Annotated in this window: 16 protein-coding genes and 1 pseudogene; 2 read left to right on the top strand and 15 right to left on the bottom strand. The window is 37.5% G+C overall.

The genetic code is table 11. The features are described from left to right. Positions 1–12 precede the first annotated feature (12 nt). Together ACFQIC_RS12250 and ACFQIC_RS12245 are read left to right on the top strand one after the other, a co-directional pair. Positions 13–330, top strand: a complete 318-nt coding sequence (locus ACFQIC_RS12250; protein WP_204707589.1) for a tyrosine-type recombinase/integrase — start codon at positions 13–15, stop codon at positions 328–330. A 284-nt stretch (positions 331–614) separates the two neighbouring features. Then, positions 615–4,538 (top strand): nSTAND3 domain-containing NTPase, encoded by a 3,924-nt coding sequence (locus tag ACFQIC_RS12245; RefSeq protein ID WP_204707110.1) that lies wholly within the window; start codon positions 615–617, stop codon positions 4,536–4,538. 104 nt (positions 4,539–4,642) lie between these two features. Here the strand turns inward: ACFQIC_RS12245 and ACFQIC_RS12240 are convergent, their stop codons facing one another. The 15 genes and pseudogenes from ACFQIC_RS12240 to ACFQIC_RS12170 all read right to left on the bottom strand — a co-directional run. Further along, positions 4,643–4,975 carry a hypothetical protein gene (locus ACFQIC_RS12240; protein ID WP_204707112.1) on the bottom strand — a complete coding sequence of 111 codons (333 nt, stop codon included), beginning with the start codon at positions 4,973–4,975 and terminating at the stop codon, positions 4,643–4,645. A 114-nt stretch (positions 4,976–5,089) separates the two neighbouring features. Further along, positions 5,090–5,863, bottom strand: a complete 774-nt coding sequence (locus tag ACFQIC_RS12235) for an RNA-directed DNA polymerase (RefSeq protein ID WP_465260870.1) — start codon at positions 5,861–5,863, stop codon at positions 5,090–5,092. 56 nt (positions 5,864–5,919) lie between these two features. After that, on the bottom strand, positions 5,920–6,255 hold the full coding sequence (locus tag ACFQIC_RS12230; protein WP_390217123.1) for a hypothetical protein: 336 nt from the start codon (positions 6,253–6,255) through the stop codon (positions 5,920–5,922). 190 nt (positions 6,256–6,445) lie between these two features. Then, entirely contained in the window at positions 6,446–7,384 is a 939-nt protein-coding gene (locus ACFQIC_RS12225) for a toprim domain-containing protein (RefSeq protein ID WP_204707116.1), read from the bottom strand. 59 nt (positions 7,385–7,443) lie between these two features. After that, positions 7,444–8,937: an ImmA/IrrE family metallo-endopeptidase gene (locus tag ACFQIC_RS12220; protein WP_204707118.1), complete on the bottom strand. Its 1,494-nt coding sequence runs from the start codon at positions 8,935–8,937 to the stop codon at positions 7,444–7,446. Next, positions 8,924–9,205 carry a hypothetical protein gene (locus ACFQIC_RS12215; protein WP_204707121.1) on the bottom strand — a complete coding sequence of 94 codons (282 nt, stop codon included), beginning with the start codon at positions 9,203–9,205 and terminating at the stop codon, positions 8,924–8,926. The genes ACFQIC_RS12220 and ACFQIC_RS12215 overlap by 14 nt, the downstream gene beginning before the upstream one ends. Positions 9,206–9,245: 40 nt before the next feature. Then, positions 9,246–9,674, bottom strand: coding sequence for a hypothetical protein (locus ACFQIC_RS12210; RefSeq protein ID WP_204707123.1), 429 nt, complete (start codon positions 9,672–9,674; stop codon positions 9,246–9,248). A 10-nt stretch (positions 9,675–9,684) separates the two neighbouring features. Beyond that, the gene (mobP2, locus tag ACFQIC_RS12205; protein WP_204707125.1) at positions 9,685–10,848 is read right to left on the bottom strand and encodes a MobP2 family relaxase; all 1,164 of its coding nucleotides are present in this window, start codon (positions 10,846–10,848) and stop codon (positions 9,685–9,687) included. Beyond that, positions 10,845–11,102: a hypothetical protein gene (locus ACFQIC_RS12200; RefSeq protein ID WP_014644921.1), complete on the bottom strand. Its 258-nt coding sequence runs from the start codon at positions 11,100–11,102 to the stop codon at positions 10,845–10,847. Before ACFQIC_RS12200 ends, mobP2 begins: the two co-directional genes overlap by 4 nt. Before the next feature lie 250 nt (positions 11,103–11,352). Beyond that, positions 11,353–12,216: a hypothetical protein gene (locus tag ACFQIC_RS12195; protein WP_204707127.1), complete on the bottom strand. Its 864-nt coding sequence runs from the start codon at positions 12,214–12,216 to the stop codon at positions 11,353–11,355. Continuing rightward, a complete protein-coding gene (locus ACFQIC_RS12190) occupies positions 12,213–12,791 on the bottom strand; it encodes a hypothetical protein (RefSeq protein ID WP_204707129.1) in 579 nt (192 codons plus the stop codon). The genes ACFQIC_RS12195 and ACFQIC_RS12190 overlap by 4 nt, the downstream gene beginning before the upstream one ends. A gap of 14 nt (positions 12,792–12,805) precedes the next feature. Then, positions 12,806–13,564, bottom strand: coding sequence for a M23 family metallopeptidase (locus ACFQIC_RS12185; RefSeq protein ID WP_390217139.1), 759 nt, complete (start codon positions 13,562–13,564; stop codon positions 12,806–12,808). A gap of 108 nt (positions 13,565–13,672) precedes the next feature. Continuing rightward, complete coding sequence (gene ltrA, locus ACFQIC_RS12180; protein ID WP_204707131.1) at positions 13,673–15,478, bottom strand: group II intron reverse transcriptase/maturase; 1,806 nt, start codon at positions 15,476–15,478, stop codon at positions 13,673–13,675. Between the two features lie 655 nt (positions 15,479–16,133). Next, a complete protein-coding gene (locus tag ACFQIC_RS12175; RefSeq protein WP_390217122.1) occupies positions 16,134–16,505 on the bottom strand; it encodes a lysozyme family protein in 372 nt (123 codons plus the stop codon). Between the two features lie 2 nt (positions 16,506–16,507). Beyond that, a pseudogene (locus tag ACFQIC_RS12170) lies at positions 16,508–17,013 on the bottom strand (VirB4 family type IV secretion system protein); the annotation flags it as partial.

Here is a 17,013-nt window from a genome sequence, read left to right as displayed (position 1 = left end):
CGCAACTACTCAATTGCACGATGTTTAAATGATTTAGGTCTCAGATATTCGGAAGTCGCTAGACTTTCATTGGATGACTTTGACTGGCTACAGGGAACTATAATTATCAAACAAACAAAATCACATTCTGAAAGAAGTCTTCCACTCCATGCTATTACAGGCAAAGCTATTGAAGCATACTTACTACATTCACGTCCAGCTACCCAGGGCATTCACGATGGTATTTGGCAAGAAGGATGGAGACAATCCGAAGGATCCTATGGCACAGATGCCACCAAAAGGGATGTTTGGGAAATGTCACGGGCGGACAACCCCATACATCTTTACTGAAGAGGAAATATGCATTTTAATGAAAGCCTCAATGGAATTATATGCACCCGACGGTCCTAGATCTAGTCCGATCTTTCCAAAATATTCGTTTTTCTTTTTGAGTCATGGGCATCATACCTCCTAATGATCTTGTAGATCAAGTATCCCACAGCTTTCAAATGGATAGAAGGTGTGCATTTTTGTTACTTAACATCATTACAAAAAGTAGAAAATGAAGGTCACTTCAGTCTTTTACGAGAATATTGTGTATTAACCAAAAACCTAAGGAAAAGTGAGGGGTATTAATGTCGGTCGAAATTCATGGTCAAATAGGATACGATTACCAATATCTTGTTTCAGCCTATTTAGCAGTTAAATACATTGAAAAAGACAATATTGAAATATATGTTGAAAGCGAGAATGGAGAAGACTTACAGCTTGGATTTAGTGAAGAAGGCGAGCAGTATATCATTGATGTTCAAGTTAAACATAGGGAAACGCAGGTTGACCTGAAAGAGTTCGCAAATTGGGTTAGCCACTTTGACAAAAATAGCCATACCCAAAATCTATTCACAAAGTTAAAACAAAACAAAAATCGATTTGTCTCTTATTATACCAATGCAAGGTGCAATGACGATGTAAGTAAATTTATTAACAATAAAGATTCAATTAATGCTAGTCTTAACACTGGATTAAGCAATACTTTTTTGAAAAAATTAAAAGTGAAAATCCTTGAAACTTATACTGATGAAAAAACCTTAAGTAATAAAAGGAAAAATTTCTTAGAATGGTTCTTGGAGAAAAACAACAATAATGCTTTTCGAAACATACTAAAAAGGAATAAAGTATATGATTTATTTAGTTTTGAGGATGTCAAGGAAAATTTAAAACGTATATTAAACAAAAGCTACGCGGTACCAGAATCTGAAATTATATCAGCTATTAATGAACTTCTTCTTATAGTTAGAGAAGAAAAGGGTTCCGGGGTATCTATTACTGAAATTATCATAGACGTTTTAGAAAAGTATAGAGGGACAAGAATCTTTAGATATGATGAATATAAAATTCATAGGCAAGAAAAAGAATATTGTCTGGACTATATTAAAAAAAGTAACGCATTGCTACTTACAGGATCCTCTCTTTGTGGAAAAACTTATCTCGCAGAAGAAATAGGTCAAAACTATCAAGAGCAAGGGTACAATGTCAAAATTACAGGCGAACTATCCGGAGATGAAGGTGCCTTAACTTTCTTTAGACACTCTACCAAAGAGGACCGGTTATTAATACTGGATGATCCATTCGGGTCCATTACTAAAACTGAGAATTCACTTGAAGCATTAAGAAAAGTAAGCCAACTTATAAACAATAGTACTCCTAGTAAAAAAATTATTGTAACAAGCAGAACAGATATCTTATTAGGTACAATGGGGAAAACGGTAGTATCAGATTGCAATTTATCGGGAACTTCATGGTATGATCTCACAGTTGATAATTTCGATTTTATGGAAAATCTTTGGACTAAATATTTTGGTAGTTCATCATCTTCTATGAACATCTTAAATAATGTTTCTCATTGGCTATCAATAAATGAAGGAGTTAATTCTTTGCAACCGGGACAAATAGAACTCCTATTTAATGAAAAGAAAAACCTTGAATCTTTACAAGAACTAAGCGCTGTTTCAATAATTGATTTAGCAAGGATAGATTCAAAACAACTCGCAGAAAAAATTGGCCAGCGGGGGGGAACGATTAAAAAACTATTCATAGCGCTTGGTCTTAGCTCCAATACTTTAAGGGAAGTATCAATCAATGATTTGACATTTATACTTAGCAATACATCTGAGAAACCAAGTTTAATAGACGATAGAGAGCCTGGTAAAGAGATGACTTTCAAAACAGATTTTGAGGATCAATTCCCTAAGTATGAAAAGCACTTCGATTTAAGCGAGGATTTCAAACAAGAAATTAAGTACCTGAATAGCCATGGTTATATATATATCGATAAAATTAAAAGGTCTATTATTTTCACACACCCTATATATCACCATGCAAGTAAGATATTATTTGCGGAAGGTATTGATGACCTATTCGATAGTGCACAGACACTTTCATACGCTGAGTCAAGTCTATCTTCTCTTAGTAAAAACTCAAGTATGTCTGCTCTGTCGACCCTTGAATGGTATTATAACCTACACCCAGTTGACAGCGTTAAAAAGATAATATTTAAATCCATATACTCAATCTTTCCTTCAGTAAAGGACAGGTCAATAGAGTTTTTTGACGATAAATTAGAAATATTAAATGATGATGAAGAAAGAGAGTTAATAAGGTCAGTTAAATTCCAAGAGAAGGTGGAAGAATCCGGTATACTCTGGAGAGCTGGAGAGGCTTACTATAACCCTTCTAATAAAAGAAATATATTTGCAGTTACTAAATTAGATAAAAATATTTACATCCTTTTGGAAAAAGCTAAAGGTGATGAAACTTTAACTCCAGAAGAAATATGGAACTTACTAGATTTTGGTGAGGACTTAAAGAATGAAGAACTTACTCTGAGAATCGCAAAACTTGGATTGACGTATGACGAAAGTTTCATTCGAGAGAAAGCGGTTTTTCACCTTTTTAGTAATCATATGTTTAATTTAGAAGAGAATATTGATGTATATTTGGACTACAGCGAACACCCTAATGTAATTTTCATGTTATTTAGAGGAGCATTAAACAGTTGGGATAAGTACAGTGATAAAAACAAAAAATTAATTTTAACCTACTTTAAAGAATCCCTAAGTATTATCCCGGTGGCAGTACGTTCAATTAAGTTTTTGGAGAACTTCTATGACGAATATAAGACAGACAGTATAGAGTGGTCTAAATTAAATGAGGAAAATAAGACAAGTTTGTGGCTAACATGGTACGAAGTATTTATTGAACTGTTAAACAAATTTCCATCTAAACAAATTAGGCTCAACGAACCCCACATGGTCGAAGTTGCCACATCATCTCTCAAGTATGTAGATGATAAGGAATTAATAGTTGATTTAGCTAATACTTGGCTTAATTGGCTAAACAACTACTGGAAATATAACACAGCTCATGACTATGGAATGAGTGTTGCTAGTTATTTAATGGAAGGAACAGGCTCAGACAGCACAATTAGAGAACCAGTCTTTAAAGAGTTACTTAAGCAGCCAAATACAAACTTTATTACTACAAACATTTTCACCTTTATATACCATTGGGATCAATTATCTGAGGGCGAAAAGAGAGAGATATACATGACTCTAAACTCTACTAGAGAGGACTTGAATTGGATCAGAGCAGTAGCCCTCAATAGTAATAAGGTTCCTACTGAAATCCAAACTGCTATCTTCAATGAAGAAATCCTGGAAAACGGTGTTACAGTTATTGTAGATAAACTAATTGAGTTCAATTTATTAGAGACTGGTATTAACGTGCACACGGGTTATCCACAACCGTTATGGTGGAATGGCTATCACCATAACAATTATAAACTGTGGGACAGGATAATAGTGGAGGTTTTGGAAAGGAAGAGTCTTGACAAATCCTTTGAACTAGTCTTAAAAGAGTTCATTGATTGTCTTTACAATCATAATACTCAAAGATTTGACTATCCACTTTATGTTAAGCTCGTCCAGAGTGACTCAGAAACACGCATTAGGGTCTTTTCTAGGTTGTTGATTGAAACTATTCAACAGAACCAAGCGAATAAAAAAATGTGGAACATCTTATTATCAAATAGCTCTAAAAAAGAGATAGAAAACTTCTTAGATACTATTGCATATTATATCGAGGGTGTTCAATATGCTCACAGCAGTTACAACGATCTTTTTGACATATTTGACAGGGAGGTAATAAACGCAATTTGCAATAGAATAATTACTGATAAGAAGATATTAATATTTTGTAATAAAGTCACTTCACTATTCAATACTGACATCGATTTAGATGTGAGTGATAAAAAAATGGAGGAATTTCGACAGATGAGCTTACAATTCGTCGTTAAATCTTTTAAAGAGGCTTATAGTGAAGCCCCTCCAAAAATGACATTTACAAATAAAACTACCCTATTTACGTTAAAAGACTTGAAAATACAAGACCAAGAACTTCTGAATTTGGTTGAGAGTAACCGAAGAAGATTGGTACATGAAGGTTCAGCAACAAAAACTAAGTTAACCGATCATTATGAATTAGATAATTGGTTTGAATAACTTTTCATTAATAGTAAAGCCCCTGTGCTAGGGGCTTTTTTCGTTTTCATCATTTCAGGGATCGTATCCCATTCTGTTATCCACCCTTATTTGTGTGTTCCATTTTAGTAATCATTTACATTAGTATCCTTCCAATCCTCACCTATGTTAGTTGAATCATAAAAATTCACTCCATACTTTAACAATTGTGAAAACACACTATCCTCTTCTACTACTTCCTTTGCATTAGTAAACCAATCATTATAAGCTGCTTCATAAACAAAGATCCAATTACCATTGTACAACGAATCTGTTTTTATGTTAGATTTTAACCGATCTAAACTTACTACATCTTTAACACGCCCTTTATAATAAGCATCTAACGATAATATAGCAACAAACGAATTATCTGTCCTTAATATTCTTTCAGCAATTCCTTGATCGATGTCTAAATCCAAATAATTTATTATTGTTAAAGCCCAAGCACACTCATAATCGTTATTTAATTGAATGTTTGAGTGAAGGGTTTCATTTAAGCTATTTGATATCTTCTCCCTATTAAGGGGATAGTCTTAATCTTGGTACTCTATTAAATTATATTTAATTAACGGTAATGTTATACTATCAATTAAACCAATACTTAAAAGGAGAGATTCGAATATGTACCAATTATCTTCTTTTATAGTCCAATCTATTCTTTTAATAGCATACTTTAAAACAGCATCATCAGGATATTTTTTAGCCATATCGAAGGCTTTGCTGAAATAGCTAATTAAATCGAACTTTTCACCCTCTTCATGTTCTCTAAAATTAAATAGCTTTAATTCAGGTATCCATTCTGGTTCAATAATATCAGGTAAAGTAATAATTTCAGTTTTATGAGGATTTAATTTAAGTTCCATTTCGCTAGTAATTCTATACAACTTATTTAATGCGTTTTCTGCATCAGCTCTATTTTTAAAATATAATTCGAAATCGTCAGTGTACCTAAACCCCTTAACCTCTTTTATCTCCTCTTTTAGCCTATTATCTATATATGTACCTATAATTTCAGATAAGACTAATGAGGTATCTGGGCCAGTCGGAATTCCGAGAGTCTGCCCATCCTGCATACTCCTTACCAATCTATCTAACTTATTTCCAGAATACCTTTCACTTCTGTTACCCTTTGCAAAATCTTTTCCATGTAAAGCCCAAGGAATACTATGAGTATATATAGTTTGAAAGTATCGAGAGATATCAGTTTTTAAAATGAATTTACTTTCCGATATATTCTCAACTCTTTTATCAGTTTTAGTTCTGAATTTATGCTCTCTAACTAATGCTCTCCCAGAAGTTTCAGAAATAACTGGCTTAGTAAGCGAAAGTGAAGAGGAGTCAAAAAACTGGTTTAATTCTTCACTTATTTCTGATATATAAATTCTGCAAGCTTTATTTGGTGATATGGCGTTGGTACGTTCATAACACGTCTTGCATGTTCAACTTTTGGTATAGAGAAGCTACAACTTTGTGTCCATTTTTTTTCGTCCTTTTTCACATTAGATATGTCTAGTTTTTCTAAAGTGTCTTCTATGCCTCTAACTGAGAACTCTTTAGGAAACTCTTTAGCAAACAATCCTCTGCCAATTAAATTCTTAGCTTTTACTTCAAAAATAATGTTTTCCCCCTTAAAAAACTCTACCTTATAATTGAGTAACATTTTATTGCATTTTCCTTCTTGGCCTCTAAAATATACCATACAAAAAGGATTCGATCAGCTCCCATTGTATCTACATAATATCGTTTATTCACCATACTCTTTCCGCATCTAATTTACTATATTAAAAGAAGTAACCTCCTTTCATAATATACACACCCCTTCGCATATTTCTACTAGATCTTCTATTTTCATTTGGGAATAATGTAAGGTTAAGACTGGTCATTTTAATTTACACCCTACTATTATCCACTGTCCTATCTAAATATCTTTGGACTTTTGTATTAGAATTTTGAATTACCTCTTCACTCCAGTCTTTTTTCTTAGAGAAATCCACGGCTGATAAATTATTGGTTATTAACTTATGATATTTATTAGCAAACTCCCTCCCAGCCTTATCGTTATCTGTACAAAAAGTTATCTGTTTTACCTTATGACCTTCTTTCCCCATTCGTTTAATTTCATCAATCATAGTTTGACGCTTTAGCCCAGACATGGAAACTAAGCGAGTATCTTGCAGCATTTCTTTTTTAATACTCCAATAAGATAAGGCATCGATTGGGCTTTCAAAAAGGTAAATGGAATTAGGTTTACCTATATTAACCGAAAATCCAGCCGAACCATGGCTATTCCTATCAATACCTTTAAACATTCGCCCATCTTTCATAGGAGAGGTCCCTTGGCGATCTGCTCCAACGACCTCTCCCTGTTGGCTCCACTTGAAAACCACATTACCCAGCTTGTCCTGGGCAATTAAGCCTTTATTATCAAGCCAATTAACAATCTTAGGATGAATTTTCCGTTCATTCGTAAGATAATTCTTTGCTTTTCTCTTATCGTTCACTTCATAATGGGAAGGATATTGATAAGGCTCCTTGGGCTTTTGCTCTTGGAGATTGTCTATTTCTTTATACCCTTGTGCATTCAAATCGAGAACAGCTTCCGGCAAGCTCATACCGTAAAACATTTTCGCAAAATTTATGACCCCAGCTCCTTTTTCGTCTCTAGAATTCCAGACATACATTTGGTCTTTAATCACTAGGCTGTCATGCACTTGGTGTCGGTAGTATCGTCCCTCTCTCTTCAATGGCTCCCCTTTACGCTCCAGATAGTCTATAAGATCCACATTACGAGCAACCTCCACTTGGTCCGCGCTTACATGTTTGGCCATGCAGCACTTCCTCCTTTCTAAAATTAGATATAAAAAAAGACAGGAAGAAAACTCCCTGTCTATCGTTCAACTTCTACTTTTTCTTTTTGCTTTTCCTTCTGCTGAAAAGCCTCCTTGTTCTCCTTTCCATTCTTCATTTCCGAACTGGTGCTTTCCTTCCCTTTCTCTTCATGAAATTCTCGATCCAGGTTACTTTCGATTTGAGATAGTCGCTGCTCTCCACGATCCGTTAAAGGTAGCTCTTTTAATTCTTGAAGAGATTCCTTATTAATTTGGTACACCTCTTCTTTACTGTGAGTCTCTTGAAAAGCACGCATCTGATCCAAACGTTCTTGTCGGTCTGTGTTTTCTTCTTTATCTAATTCTTTTCCGACTGTTGGTTCAATAAAGTTCATGAACTCCTTTTTATAAGCGTCTTTGAAGTCTTGATGAGAATATTCCTCTTCGGCCTTTTCTTCCTTACCAAAAGGCCCGCTATCCTTCTCACCCTTGCTCACTTGGCTCCTGTACAACTCCCGAAGCTTTTCTGAAGGTAATACCTCTCTTTCTTGTTTCTCCTTTTGGATTTCATGTTTTTGTTCTTTAATACCCATATCTTTCTCCCCTTCCTTTTCTTGGCCCATAGATTCTTCAATGGTTGTAATAAATTCTTTAGCTGTTGACTGAACTTCTTGTAACAGGCTTTCATGGTCTTTAAATTCATGATCCTTGGTCCAGTGATGCAGATAATCTAATGAGTAGTCACTGGTATCAATATTGAAATAAGAAGCAACGGTATAAGCTGTCATTTCCGCCTGAAATTCTTTCTCTGGTTTGGTGTAGTCATTTATATTTTCCTTTGTATGAAGCTTGGCATGAGTCAGTTCATGTAACAGAGACTTTGTATCTTGTCGCTCAGAGTTGCGAGGATTCAGAGCGACTTCATCTAGCCCGGTGTAACTTACTCCTTTAGCTGCTCCTAACTCTTCATGAGGCTCTATAATTTTAATGTTATTTTTATTGGCTATAGCCTCCATCCCTTGTCGAAGGTGATTGTAGTTTTCCACCTCCCCATCGATCCATTTATTAGGAAAGATTTGAGGCAGATCTTTTTGAGTGGCCGTTGTCTGGGAAACATCAAACACACTCCCGGTAGAATAAACAAGACGGCCATCTCGTTTGTCGAGTTGACCGTCTTTGACTTGTTGCTTTTCTGTTTTCGTTGCATATTTCAAAGGTTTCCATTCGCCCTCTTCATCTTGAAACTGTTCGCCTAATCGATTGGGCACGAGAACCTTTAGACTTTTCTCTCCTTTGTTTACGGAAAACCCTTTATCTTTCCAAAAGGCGTAGGAACCTACAGCTTCAGCTCCCGGAAACTGTGAATCAATCAGTGCGGTATTACGTGGAGAATAACGATGGAACTTCCCCATAAAGTCTAGATACTCTTTCATTTGTTCAGGAGAATGAAAGTGTATAGTAATACTTTCTTCCATCCCCTCTGTCAGTCGATTGATCTCCTCTTTGACCTTTTCCGGTGATTTCTGTTTATAGGATCGTTTAGTCTTCGCCATGATCCCCAGCTCCCTCACTGATGTTCATGAGTTCTTCCATTTCTTCCTCATCGTAATCAGGTTCTGTATTTAATATCAGTTCCTTTGTTTTCTTGTTAAAAGGAATGAGTAGGTTTTCTTGATTTACTAAATGCTGCTCAAGATCATCCATTTCCTCATCACTTAACGTTAAGGTATATTCCTCTTGTCCCACGTCCATCACGAGCTCATTATTTTCAATTAAACGCTTAAACACACCTACTTCATAATCGCTATTAAACAAAAGCATTCCTTCAACTCCTTTGTTGGATAATTACTCATTCAACCCATTAACTTGATGCTGGTTGAGTCTCTGTTGCGCTTATTCTCTTCTGACGCTGATGACTGATCCTTTCTTCCACCGCTTGTTTCGCATCCTTCATCGCTTGACTCTCAAAAATTGGTGTCGTAACACAGCTTTCTAAGTTTTGATCCATCGCAAAACCGTTCATTAATTCAAGAAGTACCTGTGTATTTTTATCGCTTCGATTGGCTGCTAATCGCAACCGTTTTACTTCTTCAGAAAATACTTCTTGGAATCGTTGAGCCATCAAACTCAGGAGATATTCTTGCGAATGGTCGGTTGCCTTCTGCGCTTCCCATTCCTCAATCATACGGTCTAAAGCTTCACCAGGATAACGGATATGATGCTGTTCCTGATACTCTTTAATTAACGCTATCGTCTCTTCATGAAGCGTGACATTTTGACGTCGTTTCATCCTTGTAACCCTACCTTCCTCTATCGATATCTCGTTCCAACTTCTGATGATCCAAGTCATTAATAAACTGATCATATGTTTGTCCCATCGAACGTTGAATGCTTCTCAAGGAACGTTGCAATTGAATTCCTGATGGCATGGACTTATAAGAGGCATTTGTTTGTGTCGTTTGTCTAGGATACTGCTGTTGATCGTACCGTTTCATTTCTTGTAAGAATGCATTGCCCATTCGTTTATAGAGATCATCCATCTTGTTTTGTTTGTAATGTTGGTATCGCTTCTTATCCTTAGGCCCATCCCCGTAGGCCTGTTTTAATTCGTTCACTTCTTGATCCAATTTATCATGCAGCTGCTTCATACCTTTGCCATGATACTTATCTAAATACCTTGTCGTGAATTCATCAATCTTTGGTCGAATAGGATTCAGCGTTTGATAGCCATAGTGCCACTGTCGCTTATCCTTAGGCAAGTGATTATATACGTCGAGAAACAAAGGTTTCATTTCTCTATTGCTCCATTTCATGCTGCTATCCTCTTTCTTTTCATTCACCATATGGTCACGGATCAACGAGTTAATTTGATTTCGTTCTTGCGTTCGATCTAACAATCCATTCACGACTTCACTTTTCATCGCGTCTAGAGTTTTCGGCTTTCGCTTTCCACGGTCACGAGTCGGGTTTGGTTCGACTGTGGCCACATGAATGTGAATGTTATCGGTGTTATAGTGAATGGCTGCCGACCAAACAGCACTCTCTTGTAATTCCTCTTTTTTCACCATCGACTGCATGGATTTCCGTGTCACTTGCTTCAAAGCATCTTCATCTAAGGTGTGTGTCTTTGAATCATAAACACCTCGTTTTTGAAGCCAATCATTATCAAATGTAATGACATCTTGCCACATGATACTGTTTTTCGTTTGAGCCTGTTCAAACAATGATTTAATGCCCTGCTTTCCTTCCAACGATAAATGGTCCGACTGCTGAGTAAACAAAGCAGATGTTTTACCCGGATCGTCCATATAGTGATTATATAAACTAAACATGGACGGATGTGCTTCCCCCTTGCCTTTCGCTTCTTCACGGTCCACATACTGCACATAATCTTGGAATTCTTCCTTATTAGCTGTCACGAATTTTGTTTTTAAAACCACTCCAGGCGTTACGGTTTCACTCATGCTTCTTCACCTGGTTCTTCAATCTGTAAGAGATCGTTCATTTCTCGAATCGCTGTATAACAATGAGCCATCGTTTGAATGTTTCGATCGACTAATTGCTGGAGTCTTTGTTCACGATTGTTCTCTTCTCGAAAGACAGCTAACTGATGCAACTGAGCATGTAAAAACTCTTGCCGACTTAGACCTTTTTCTTCCGCAAGTTCGTCAATTCGTTGAACAGTTTTCGGATCCATATAACGAATTCTTACTTCCATTACAATCACTCCTTTTTATAAAGACACTGATACTAGTGAATAAAGAGAAGAGCATAAGGGGTTTTTGTTCCCACTTTACGTGTGAATCCCGGCAGAGCCGGGCAAAACGAGGGCACAAGAAAATTGCCAGATGTGCAGTCGCTGTGAGGCTAGAATAGGAACATATTTTCGTTATCCCCCGTGGGTGTGTGGTCACTACACAAGGGTTGTGTGGCCCTTGTGTTGATGCTTCCTCTTAATTCTTATCGTTTTAGTTCGCAATCATTTCTCGTTTTTCTTCCAACATGGTGAGCTTCTCTTTTATCGTTTGAATCATCGTTTCGTTCTCTGTTGCTTCTCGAAGAAGTCTATCTTTTTCGTTTTCAAGTTTTTCAATTCGAGCAGTGGTTCGCTCTTTTTCCTCGTCCGTTTCAAAGAGTCGTTCAGATTCTAATTCAACAATCTTTTGATCCATTTCCTTTAATCGTTCATCGATCGTTAGAATCTGTTCTTTCTTATCTTTGATTGATTTTTTTGCTTCTTTGATCTCCTGTGATACAGCACCTACTTCATATTCTTGTTCTGTTTGGAGACTCAATGTTTGATCGGTTTTGACCTTTCGTTGGTCGGTATAAACGCGTGCTAACTCTTCCCTTTCATCACCTCCTTTAAATGTTGATTGTTCATCTTGAACATAGGAATGTTCACTTCGTTTGTCCTTAGCGATGTCTAAAGCGATCACATCAAAAGAAGAACTAATCTCTTGAATACTGATCACATATCGGTACTCATCGTGATACTCTATCCTGGTAGGAAGCTCGCGTTGCGGGTTTTCTTTTTCTTGCGCAGTAAAGATTAATTGATCATTTAACAAGGTCGTTGATTGATCCAAATTCAAGGTGACAACCATAAGGTTTTCATCTGAATTATAGGTCCACTCTTCAATAATTAACTCTCCCGCGCCTCTTACATGTAACGGTTCATGCAACGGAGTTTGTTGAACTTCTGCACGATCTTGATTTCCAAATACAAAACCGGAAAACAAGAAAAAAAGTAGCGCCGCAGCCATGGTGCTTAATCCAATTACATACTTTTTTGATGTGCTTTCTGTAATGATGTTTGTTGGTCGTTTCATGGATCCCTCTCCTTCATGGCTTCCGTAAATTCCGTCATCATCCAATGATCTTCCTGACGTTGAGCTTTCACTTCTATAAACACCGGGGAGACTTGCTTTTGATCATTCTGTAAAGAATGAAGGGTGTGATCCAACCTTACTAATACCGTTGCATGGTTGCTGCTGAGATGGCCCGTTTTGATAAACAATTCGATGTTACCCACGCTAGCTTTCGTTTCTCCTTTATAGGTATCTGTAGGGAAAAATGTTTCCAACAAATCTTCGCTCATGATCTTTTTCGCCTTCTCTTTTCGTTCTTGGTACGTCCCTTTGTTTTGCACAAAAGCCGTTTCTACAAATTCAGAAACTTGTTTGACGAGGGCGTTGTGATACGCTTGGATCTCAGCAGGCTCTTGTTGGTCGAGGGTCTGTTTTAATTCATTTTTCTCTTCAGCTACTTGCTGATTTTCTTCTTGCAGTTGTTGAATGTCAGCTTGCAGATCATCATTCGATGCTGTGCGTTGCGCATACACATTAAATGCTGTGATAGCCATTAAGAGCATTAGAAACAAGATAAAAATCACTCGCTTATTCATGGCTTTCTCCTTTCTTATAGGTCAAGGTAAGGGGCTGGGTCTACATCCGAACGGTATTGATTTTCGGTCATGACTTCAAAATGTAAATGAGGTCCTGTCGAGTTCCCCGTCGATCCACACTTTCCGATTTCTTCATTTTTTTGAATACTATCTCCGTTCTGTACACGAATTGTAAACAGATGCGCATAATGACTATATAATCCATCCTCATGTTTAATAATGACGCTATTTCCATAGCCGGAACTTCCCCTTTGAACACTCACCACTTGACCGTTATCTACGCTTCGAATTGGAGTCACCGCATTCGTACAAGCGAAGTCAATTCCACGGTGCATGGTCTTCGTTCCGTCAAACGGATCCGACCGCATTCCATAGTCAGATGTTTGCGTTAATGCCCCTGAGATAGGCATCACCCAACTCCCGGTTGGTTGCACATCTTCTTCAACGATTCCTCCTTTGAGATAACGCAAGACAGCATCTACATAACCAATATCACCGTAGCAAGCACCCGTGGAAGCGGACTCGGGACGGATGCAGGAATACATGCCGGTATGCTTCAATTCTTGGTATTTCATTTGAGAGAATTCAACGGCTAACTCCTTGCTGTATTCGCCATTGTTATGACCAATAGCATAGTCAATAAAGCCTCCTCCAAAATTAAAGGCTTGAAGGGCAAGCTTCACCTCACCGCCAGCCTTTTCTAACATGTCCGCAAAGTATTCGATCCCTACATCGATGCTTCGTTCAGGATCTTCAATCGTATTCGGAGGCAGCCCTAATGACTATGTGAATAGGTAACACTTTGAAATGATCTCCATGTTTTCCCCTCACCCACACCGTACGTGAAACTTTCGCTTCATACGGCGTTCCATCTCATTCGTTTAGTGTTTGATTTCTTTTAAATTACAAGCGTTTCGATATTGGTTTATTTGTTTGACTTGTTCCACAGTCAGAAGATATTTCTTTAGATAATTTTCAATCGTCTGGTTGTCTGTTGCGTGGATTAACCTATGAATATCTTTGTGGATGATTCTAAGGTTTTCATACTTATCCGTTCCACCCAATTCTCTTGGAATATAGTGGTGACAGTGCACTTCCGAAGCAACTATAAATTCCTTAAATACCTCACAATTCCCTTTGGTCATGGAGTACCTAGATAATCGATTATCTAAATATTCAAGACTTCTATTTGGAATATTCGCAGTTAATAATCTGGATAGCTCCACTAACACTCCTCTGTCCAACTCCTTATGCTGGGCGATACTTCTTCCTTTTAAGGTGTAAGGTGTTTGACTCTGCGTATAGTTCCATATAGTTACGGTTTGGATATCTGCTAGTGGAAATAAATAAATTCCACATACCTTGAATGTTCGGTAGTTATTCTTAAAGAATTTTTTATACACCGGAGGTGCTTTAGTGGGTATCTCATATTTCCCAATACTTTTAAGACGATTGAAAATTACCAATGATAGGTTGAAAGCAAGCTCTTTCATATCAATATTGACATGTGTGGCATATCTGAAATAATTACGCAACCCTAGTACATACGCATTATATAGTTGGACATTTTTCCGCGTTGTGTTTCTCTGAATGGCTTTAATCCTCTTCTTGACTTCCGTCTTTATTTGTTTCTTTTTCTTATTTGAGATTTTGGAATTACAAACCCATTTCTTCTTTTTAGGTACAACATATAACGAATACCCGAGAAATTCTGATTTGTTTTTTCTAAGATTGATTATTTTAGATTTCTCTGGCGAGATATCCAATTTCAATCGTTCCTTCAAATAAGATTTTGTGGCGAAAAACCACTTCTGAGCTGTTCGGAAATCTTTTGCTAGGATTTTAAAGTCGTCTGCATATCGTACGATGAATCCTTCTTTGAGTTTGGTTGTTTTCATAGCGCGTTTTTGGTTTGCGTCGTTTGCGTAAGTGTTGGCCGTTTCAAAATAATGCCATTGTTTTGCTATCCATTGGTCCAAATCGTTCAAAACCAGGTTAGATAATACTGGAGACAAGACTCCTCCTTGAGGAACTCCCTTAGTCGGTATTCCTATTCCTTTAATAGGAGCTTTTAGGAGCAAATAGATAATTTTTAGTACTCGCTTATCCTTAACCCCTATATTCCATAATTGTTTCAGTAGTAATGTGTGATTGACATTGTCAAAGAATCCCTTAATATCAATGTCTACGGCGTAGTGGAAACTATTCCGGCTAATAAGAAACATTACTCTTGAAACGGCATGTCTTGTCCCTCTCATGGGACGAAATCCATAACTATGTTCATAGAATTTTGCTTCACAGATGGGTTCTAAAATTTGTTTAATCATCTGCTGAATCAAACGATCAAACATAGTTGGAATACCTAAAGGTCTTTGATCTCCATTTGGTTTTGGAATAAGAACTCTTTTAACCGCGTTAGGTTTATAGTTTGATAAGTTCTGACGAACCAATAATAAGAAAGTCTCTTTATCCTTTAGTTTGAAATCATCAATTGTATAAGAATCTACCCCTGCGGTTTTTGAACCTTTGTTGGATTTAATTGTCCGATATGCCAATAAAATATTGTTCTCGGAAGTTATCAATTCATATAGGCCATAAAAAGAGCTGTTTTCTTGACTCTCTTCAAATAACTTATCGAAAGTTTCTTGCATGTTGTAATATTCCCAATACCTCATTGTTGTGCTCAACTGTGGACACCTCCTCGGTGCTTGCCCACATTCCTACCAGACCGTTGAACTTCATTTTCTTGAAATCAAACATAAACAAATAAGACTTGGGGCTATCCCTCCACGTTCGTTAAACGCTTCTTCGGTACTGTGCCCCTACTTTCACAAGAATAAAGTAATTTCAGCTCATGCCTTATTTACACCTGCCCAGTAGTAGATGTTTGTTTGACAGTTTCTTGCTTACCACGTTCCAATATATCTAGCTATCCATGATAACCTTAGGTGTTTGCTATGGGCCTGTGAGATTGTAGACTCCTTGTTGCCTACCCCGAGGTTCAGACCAAGCGATAGTTACTTCTCGGTATCCCACCATACTGTCGTATGCTATATCTTTCGATATAGTGCAAGTTTAGACCCGTACATTCGCAAATTCGTCAGTCCTTTTCCGGACATTCTCACCATAGTTACCTTTTCAGCCGTCCGGCCTATCCTACGCCATATAGCATACTGCTACTTAGGCTTGTTCAGCCGACTTCACCTGGCTTCACACATAATTTATCTACTCATAAATTATGCATGCAGGAGACTTAACGAAGTTGTTTTGACTCAACATGACGGTCTTCATTCCAACTCTCGATATATTAGTTGTGATAGCTTAATAGATTAAGCTACCCTCTCATTTCGTGCAAAAAGCACTTATAGAGAAACGTTTCGCACCACTCGCTTGCATGACATCATCGAGTTTACCTCCAGACTCTTGCATGGTCTTGGCCATTAAGAGTTCCACATAGTCTGACACTCCATATTGGGCAGCGTACTCTTCAAATAAAGGCCGGTATTGCTCCACCGCAGCTGATACTTGAGCCGTTCCATCCACCACATCCACTGACTGAACATCATCGCTGGAATGGCTCTTTTGAAAGCCAATTAATGTGGTGATAGCTGACGCAAATAAGATGATTTGAAGAAGAAATAGAGCCAAGGTCAAACCGATCAACCATAGCCATACTTTTCGAGGGACAAGCCCTAGCAATAATGACCAAGGCATGGTTAAGCACCTCCCCCAAACAAAGCTAACTCTTCATCGGATACCTCCACCTTAAAGCGAATATTTTCAACAGCCCGTATGCTTAACATCGTCTCCCCTGTTTGAAGGTAGGGAATAGCTTGCAATTCACTTTGACTTAACTGCCCGGTGAAAATCTGCTGCATCATCTCTAAGTTATTGCTATCCTGCTGCATGATGATTTTATATTGGGTGAGCTCAAAAAGCTTCTTGATTTCTTCCACCATACTTTGATCCGACCCCTCTGGCACAAAGTCCCGAATGGTATGACTCGCATAGAGTAAGCCGCCAAAATATTTCCGAGCTTCTCGACTAAACTTCGTGAGGAAATCAAGCGCACTTTCACTTTTCTTCTTTGTATTAATGATGTGATGAGCTTCATCCATTAGGATCAAATATCGAACGGCATCTTCAAACGCCAATTCTCCTCGATCGTAAGCTTCAAATTGAGGAGCGCCATTCGTTAACATCGAATCCCAAAGTAGATTCA

Source organism: Halobacillus seohaensis (assembly GCF_042663045.1).
Lineage (GTDB): Bacteria > Bacillota > Bacilli > Bacillales > Halobacillaceae > Halobacillus_A > Halobacillus_A seohaensis.
This window is presented reverse-complemented; position numbering and strand designations above follow the sequence as displayed.